The sequence below is a fragment of the Nocardia halotolerans genome (genome assembly GCF_042650145.1).
Taxonomy (GTDB): domain Bacteria; phylum Actinomycetota; class Actinomycetes; order Mycobacteriales; family Mycobacteriaceae; genus Nocardia; species Nocardia halotolerans.
Map to the genome: position 1 here is coordinate 282,601 of NZ_JBHSDL010000005.1, position 6,555 is coordinate 289,155.

Consider the following 6,555-nt stretch of genomic DNA (forward strand, 5'->3'; position numbering starts at 1 on the left):
CGTAGACGATTCAGTCCGGCCCTGGTGGCGCCAGGAGGCCCAGACGGGTCAGATCACCAACGTACTTCGCGATCAGCTCCCGGTTCAGGTGCGGGATGTCGGCGGCGGGGCCGATGCGGGCCGCGCGCACCGCCGCCCGGAACCCGTCGGCCGGCAGAGCCGATCCCGGCAGCGGACGGCCGGGGTGGCGGTAGGCGTGCAGCAACGGCAGCAGGGTGTGCTTGCGTTGTGGTTCGGGCAGGGCGCGCAGGGCGGTGGCGAAACGGTCGAACCAGTCGTCGTAGTCGTCGATGCGGTCGATGTGGTGGCCCGCCTCGACGAGCCAGTCGATGAACACATCGAGGCTGATGCCGTCGTCATGCGGATTGACCACGTCGTAGGTGCGGTAACCGGTGGTGGCCGCGGCACCGAGTGTGGTGACGGCGGTGGCGACGAAGTCGGCGGGCAGGCCGTCGTAGTGTGCGCGGCGGCGGTGCCCGTGGGCGTCGGTGCGGTAGAACGACTTCGGTGCCAGGCCGGTGACGAGCACGCTCAGCAGCAAACGGGTGAACACGTCGGGCACATTGAGCTGACCGGAGAACTCGCTGTGGGCCAGGATCATGTCGGAACGGAACACCGCGACCGGCAGCCCGAACCGCTGCGAGGCCGCACGCAGCAGCACCTCCCCGGCCCATTTGCTGTTGCCGTACCCGTTGGCGTAGGTGCCGTCGATGCGCCGCACCGGGCTCATCTCCCGCACGTCACCGTCCTCGGCGAAACAGTCGCCCTGGGCGGCGACGGCGACCGTCGACAGATAGTTCACGGGTTTGCGGGTGGTGGTCGAGGCCAATCGGATGATCTGCGCGGTGCCCACCACATTCGGCCCGAACAGCTGCGTGTAGGGCAGCACATGGTTGACCAGTGCCGCCGAGTGCACGATCAGGTCGACCGCACCGGCCAGTCGTTGCCATTGCTGTGGTGCCAAGCCCAGGTCCGGTTCGCCGATGTCGCCGGGCAGCACTTCCAGGCAGCCTTCGGCCAGGGCGCGGTAGCGCTCGGTCAGCGCGGCGTCGGCGGTGCCGAATGCCGCGTCCAGGCGGGCCCGCGCCGCGGCGGCATCGGAGCCCCGGACCACACAGATCACGGTGCCACCAACCGGGGCCAGGCGCTGCAACCAGGTGAGCAGCAGGAACCGGCCCAGGTAGCCGTTCGCCCCGGTGATCAGCACCGTACGCGCCGGGGTGGCCGCGGCCGGAAGATCGGCCGCCGCGGTGATGCTCGCGGGGTCGAGGAACTTGTCGAGGGACAAGTCGGCGGCCCGGATCTCGGTGGCGTCGACACCGTGCACCGCGGCGACATCGACGGTGTGGGCGCCGGTTTCGCGGGCACGCCGGATGTAGTCGCTGATGTGGGTCAGGTCGCTGTCGGGCCCGAGCAGCACGCCCACGGGCACCTCGACGTCGAAGAGTTCACCCAGCAGCGTCGAGTACGACAGTGCGGCCAGCGAGTCACCGCCCAGCTCGCCGAATCGCGCGTCGGGCCGCAGGTCTTCGGTGGCACAGCCGAGGACCGCGCGCACCGCCCGGGCGACCGTGTCGTACACCGGCAGTTTCGGTGCGTCCAGGCGCAGCCGGTGCAGTTCGTCCTGTTGGCGGCGGTCCAGTGCGTCGTAGAGCTTCTCGAGCTGCTCGCCGTAGCGTTGTTTCAGTTTGGGCCGCAACAGTTTGCCCACCCCGGACAGCAACCCGTTGCCGACGGTGAACGGTTCGGGTTCGATCAGGAAGTCACGCGGGATCTCATACGGCTCGAGGTCGGCGGCGCGGGCGACGCGGTGCAGTGAATCCTGCAGTGCCGCACGCAGACCGTCGGTGGGCGCGCCGGGTGCCGGGACCACGACCGCGAGCAGATACGCCCGCTCGCCGCTGCCGTACACGTACACCTGATGCACCAGTTCCGCCGCGGCGAACACCGCTTCCAGCCGCGACACCGTCACGAATTCGCCCTGGGACAGTTTGATCACGTTGTTGCGCCGGTCGACATAGACCAGCCGGTCGGGTGCGAGCTCGGCGACCACATCGCCGGTGCGGCAGAAACCGTCGGCGTCGAACACTTCGGCGGTGGCCGCCGGACGCCGGTAGTAACCGGCGATCATGGTGGTGGTCTTGAGCAGCAACTCACCGCGCGGATACGGTTTGTCGGTGCCGAAATAGCCGAGTTCGGGTACATCGAGGAGTTTGTAGTCCAGCACCGGTGGACGCATCACCCGGGTGTCGAAGATGACGCCGCCGCCGGTCTCGGTGGAACCGTAACCATCGTGCAGGCGCAGTTGCAGCACCGATTCGACGAACGCGCGCAGGTCCGGGGCGATCGGTGCGCTGCCGCACAGCACCGTCATCAACCGTCCGCCCAGGAGTTCTTCGCGCAGCGCGGTTTCGACGTTCTCGGCCAGAGCAGCCGGGTCGGTTCCGGTGTCGCGGCGGCGGTCCAGCTCCCGGCGGAAGTGCTGCTGCAACATCTCGCACACCCGGGGCACGAGGAAGATCTCGGTGGGCCGCACCAACGCGAAATCCTCGAACAGGGTCGACAGATCCGGTGCGGCGGCGAAGTACGCGGTGCCGCCGCGCGCGAGGGTGGCGTTGAGGGTGAGTCTGGCCGCGATGTGGCTCATCGGCAGAAAGTTCACGTTGATCACCGTCTGCGCCCGCGCGGGCTGCCAACCCACCGCGACCAGGCGTTGGGTGTACATCGCGCCCTTGGGTGTGCCGGTGCTGCCCGAGGTGTAGATCAGCAGAGCGAGCGCGTCTTCGCCGTCGGCGGGCACGGCCTGCGGTGCGGGCGCGGCGGTGCGGCCGCGAACGAGGGTGTCGGCGAGGGTGCGTAATCGGATCGGCGAACCGGTCAGACGTTGCCCGGCAGCACCGAGCGCGGTGCGGTGCTCGTCGTCGTCGCCGAAATGGTCGAACACCAGCAGCGACTGCGGTGCCGGGCCCGCGAGGACGGCCTCGACGGCCAGGCTCAGGTGCGCGGTGTCGACCGCGAGCACCCGGGGTGCGGTTTCGTCGAGGATCGAACGCAGCTGTGCCTGCCCGGCACCGGACTGCAGTGGCACCGCCACCGCCCCGAGGTGGACGGCGGCCAGGTCGAGCACCGTGTAGTCGGCGCCGGTGAACCCGAGCATCGCCACGAAGTCGCCCGCCCGGATGCCCTCGGCGTGCCAGGCGGCGGCCACCGCGCGGGCCCGTTGCCACACCTCACGGTAGGTGAGCAGCTCGAATTCGGGCAGCAGCCGGCGGGTGGCGCGACCGGTCGACGGGTCCTCGACGAGTTCGGTGCGCCGCATCCCGAGGGCTGGTCGCTCGGCGTAGCCGGTCATCGCGGTCTCGATGATGCGGGCCAAACCCAGCCCGGCAGTGGTGACCGCGGCGTGGACATCCTCGGCGGGCCGGGCCGCCCGTATCTGCGGGTCCTCGGCGTAGAGGGTCTTGATGCGCTGCGCGAGCCGCCCAGAGTCCGGCTTCATGCGTCGCGACCCCGATCCGCCCCGTCGGCCACAGAAACCCGAACCCCGTGCCAGGCTTCACGTTTCGCGGGTTCGGGGTCGATCAGCAGACGTGCGGGATGGTCGATGGCGTAGGTGGCGCGCCGCTGCGGGGTGTAGGGCGTCCATTTCGGCAGCGGTGTGCCGGTGCGGGCGAAGCTGAGCCAGTTCTCCTGCATCGTGTCCTGCACGGCCAGGAACGCGCGCCGCCCGCCCGCGGCCGTCATCATCCGGCCCAGCGGGCTGTCGACCCAGCCGAACACCGGGAGCAGCTCGAGCGCGTGGGTGGCACCGAAACCGGCCAACCGCACCGCGCGCGGGGCGAAGTCGTAGCGGTAGGAATAGGTGGGCGCGTACCGGCTGTGCCCCTCGAGCACGGCCAGGGTGGGACGCAGGAACATGAAGTCACCGCCGATGCGGACCGCGGTCTTGGCGCTCGGATAGCCCGGGTAGCACTGCGTGACCCGCTCCAACGCGCCCGGTTCGCACCGTTGGAAGGTGGTGGCGAGTTGGGCGGCGGTGTGCGGCACCGACTTCGCGAAGCGCTGGAACAGGGTGGCCTCGTCACGGTTGGTGCCGATGATCAACGGCACCGGTGCCGCCCGGCCCGCCACGATCGCGTCGAGCGGGGCCTCGGGCAGGAAATCGCCGTCGGCGACCGGCGCGTAGGCGAAGCTGCCGGGTTCCTCCCGCAGCGCCCGGCCCAGCGCGCGATCGCTCGCCCGGCACAGCTCGCGCGCGGACACGGTACTCAGCGCGTTCACGGCTTCGTCGGGGTCGGCGCCGAGACGCTCCAGGCAGCTACGGGCGAACCGGCGCGCCTGCTCGGACGTCGCGGTCCAGTCCGCGGGGGCGCTCTGGGCGATGGCGCGGTGGAACAGGCCGTGCGCGGCGGGTGTGGCCAGCAGGCTGACCACCGCGTGCGCGCCCGCCGATTCCCCGAAGATCGTCACGTTGTCCGGGTCGCCGCCGAAGGCGGCGATATTGCGCCGCACCCAGGCCAGTGCCGCGACCTGATCGCGCAACCCCAGGTTCGACTCGAACGGTCTGTCGGCGGTGCCGAACTCGCTGAAGTCGACATAGCCCAGCCCGCCGAGCCGGTAGTTCACCGACACCACGACCACCTCACCGCGTACGGCCAGGCTCGCACCGGAGTACATGCTCGAGGTGCCGATGAGGTACCCGCCGCCGTGGATGAACACCAGCACCGGCCGCGGCTGCCGGGCCGGTGTCGCGGGGGCGGTCACGTTGAGGGTGAGGCAGTCCTCGTCGGTGGGTTGCCAGGTGCGCGGCCCGATGCGCGACCCGCTGGGGTGCTGGACGGCGGCGAAACCGAAGTCGGTCGCCGCACGCACCCCCGTCCACGGGTGTACCGGTTGCGGTGCCCGCAACCTGAGTTCTCCGGTGGGTGGGGCGGCGTAGGGCAGAGCGCGCCAGCTGAGTACGCGACGGCCCGCACGACCGCGCACGACTCCGTCGGCGGTCACGATCTCGGTGGGCATCATCTGCCCACAGTACGTGGTACCGCTGGTACCGCGCAGGTGGTTCGCGTTGCGAAGTTTCACCGCCCGGGACGCGACCTAGAATGGTCCGATGGCCAGTGATCCGGCGTCCTCACCGTCCGAGATCAACCCCGACGGCCCGGAAAACGCGCCCGCGGCGGCGGGAAACGCGCACACCGTCCCCGAACTGGATCTCCTCGTCTCCACCTGCCGGGCCTGCCCACGCCTGGTGGCGTGGCGCGAAGAAGTCGCCCTCGTGAAGCGGGCCTCGTTCCGGCACGAAGTGTATTGGGGCCGGCCCGTCCCCGGCTTCGGACCCGACGACGCCCAGATCCTTGTCGTAGGCCTGGCACCGGCCGCCAACGGCGGAAACCGCACCGGTCGCATGTTCACCGGCGATCCGAGCGGCAACGTACTCTTCGCCGCCCTGCACGCGGTCGGCCTCTCGACCGGTACGCACCCGGTGAGCCGCGACGACGGCATCGAACTGGTCAACACCCGGCTCACCTCACCGGTGCACTGCGCACCACCGGCGAACAAACCCACCCAGGAAGAACGGCACCGCTGCGCGCCGTTCCTCAGCCGGGAGATGGAACTGCTCGCCGGCACACTGAAAGCGATCGTGGTCCTCGGCGCATTCGGCTGGCAGGCCCTGTTCAGCGTGCTCGCCGAAGGCGGTTGGACGGTGCCACGGCCACGCCCCCGCTTCGCCCACGGCGCCCACGTGATACTCACACACCCCGACGGACGCACCGTGACAGTACTGGGCTGCTATCACGTGAGCCCGCACAACACCTACACCGGACGACTCACCCCGGCCATGATCGAAGACATACTCACACAAGCAAAATCGGTCGCCGCACAGCCACACCGGAAGCGGTGAACAATGCGCCTATGATCATGGCGTGCTGACTGTCTACACCATCGGCCACTCCACGCGGACCGCCGACGAATTCGTCGGTCTGCTCCACGATTACGGCGTGACCCAACTGGTGGACATCCGCACCGTCCCCCGATCCCGGCACAATCCGCAGTTCGGTCGCGAAACCCTCCCCGAAACCTTGGCGGCGGCCGGCATCCACTACGTATATCTCGCCGCACTCGGCGGATTACGCCACACCGAAGCCGGTGACCTGAACGCCGGTTGGCGCAATGCCTCCTTTCGTTCCTACGCCAACTACATGCAGACCCCGGAATTCGCGGCGGGCATGGACGAACTCGTCGACCTGGCCGGTGCGCGGCGCACCGCGATCATGTGCGCCGAAGCCGTCCCGTGGCGCTGCCACCGTTCCCTCGTCGGCGACGCGCTGCTGGTCCGCGACGTACAGGTGCGCGACATCATGTCCCCCACCCGCGCCCCGGAACACACCATGACCAGCTTCGCCCACGTCACGGGCACCACGATCACCTACCCGCCGACGCCGGACCCTGCCTAGGTCATGTCTCCCAATCGAGTTCTCGGTTCTCGCCCGATAGATGGCCAGGTCGGGCATCATGTTCGCCGTGGCGGCAACTGTCGGTGATCGGCATCAGGTT

Annotated in this window: 4 protein-coding genes; 2 read left to right on the forward strand and 2 right to left on the reverse strand. The window is 69.4% G+C overall.

From position 1 onward, the window contains the following. Positions 1–10: 10 nt before the first annotated feature. A complete protein-coding gene (gene car / locus ACFO5K_RS05490) occupies positions 11–3,499 on the reverse strand; it encodes a carboxylic acid reductase (protein WP_378556659.1) in 3,489 nt (1,162 codons plus the stop codon). Further along, positions 3,496–5,022, reverse strand: a complete 1,527-nt coding sequence (locus tag ACFO5K_RS05495) for a carboxylesterase/lipase family protein (RefSeq protein ID WP_378556662.1) — start codon at positions 5,020–5,022, stop codon at positions 3,496–3,498. The genes car and ACFO5K_RS05495 overlap by 4 nt, the downstream gene beginning before the upstream one ends. Before the next feature lie 88 nt (positions 5,023–5,110). On the opposite strand from ACFO5K_RS05495, the gene ACFO5K_RS05500 reads away from it, so the two are divergent. Continuing rightward, positions 5,111–5,902 carry a uracil-DNA glycosylase gene (locus ACFO5K_RS05500; RefSeq protein WP_378556665.1) on the forward strand — a complete coding sequence of 264 codons (792 nt, stop codon included), beginning with the start codon at positions 5,111–5,113 and terminating at the stop codon, positions 5,900–5,902. 22 nt (positions 5,903–5,924) lie between these two features. Then, positions 5,925–6,455 (forward strand): DUF488 domain-containing protein, encoded by a 531-nt coding sequence (locus tag ACFO5K_RS05505; RefSeq protein WP_378556668.1) that lies wholly within the window; start codon positions 5,925–5,927, stop codon positions 6,453–6,455. Positions 6,456–6,555 lie beyond the last annotated feature (100 nt).

Coding starts and splice junctions, on each gene's coding strand:
- car (WP_378556659.1), bottom strand. CDS start 3,499: ATGAAGCCGGACTCTGGGCGGCTCGCGCAGCGCATCAAGACCCTCTAC.
- ACFO5K_RS05495 (WP_378556662.1), bottom strand. CDS start 5,022: ATGATGCCCACCGAGATCGTGACCGCCGACGGAGTCGTGCGCGGTCGT.
- ACFO5K_RS05500 (WP_378556665.1), top strand. CDS start 5,111: ATGGCCAGTGATCCGGCGTCCTCACCGTCCGAGATCAACCCCGACGGC.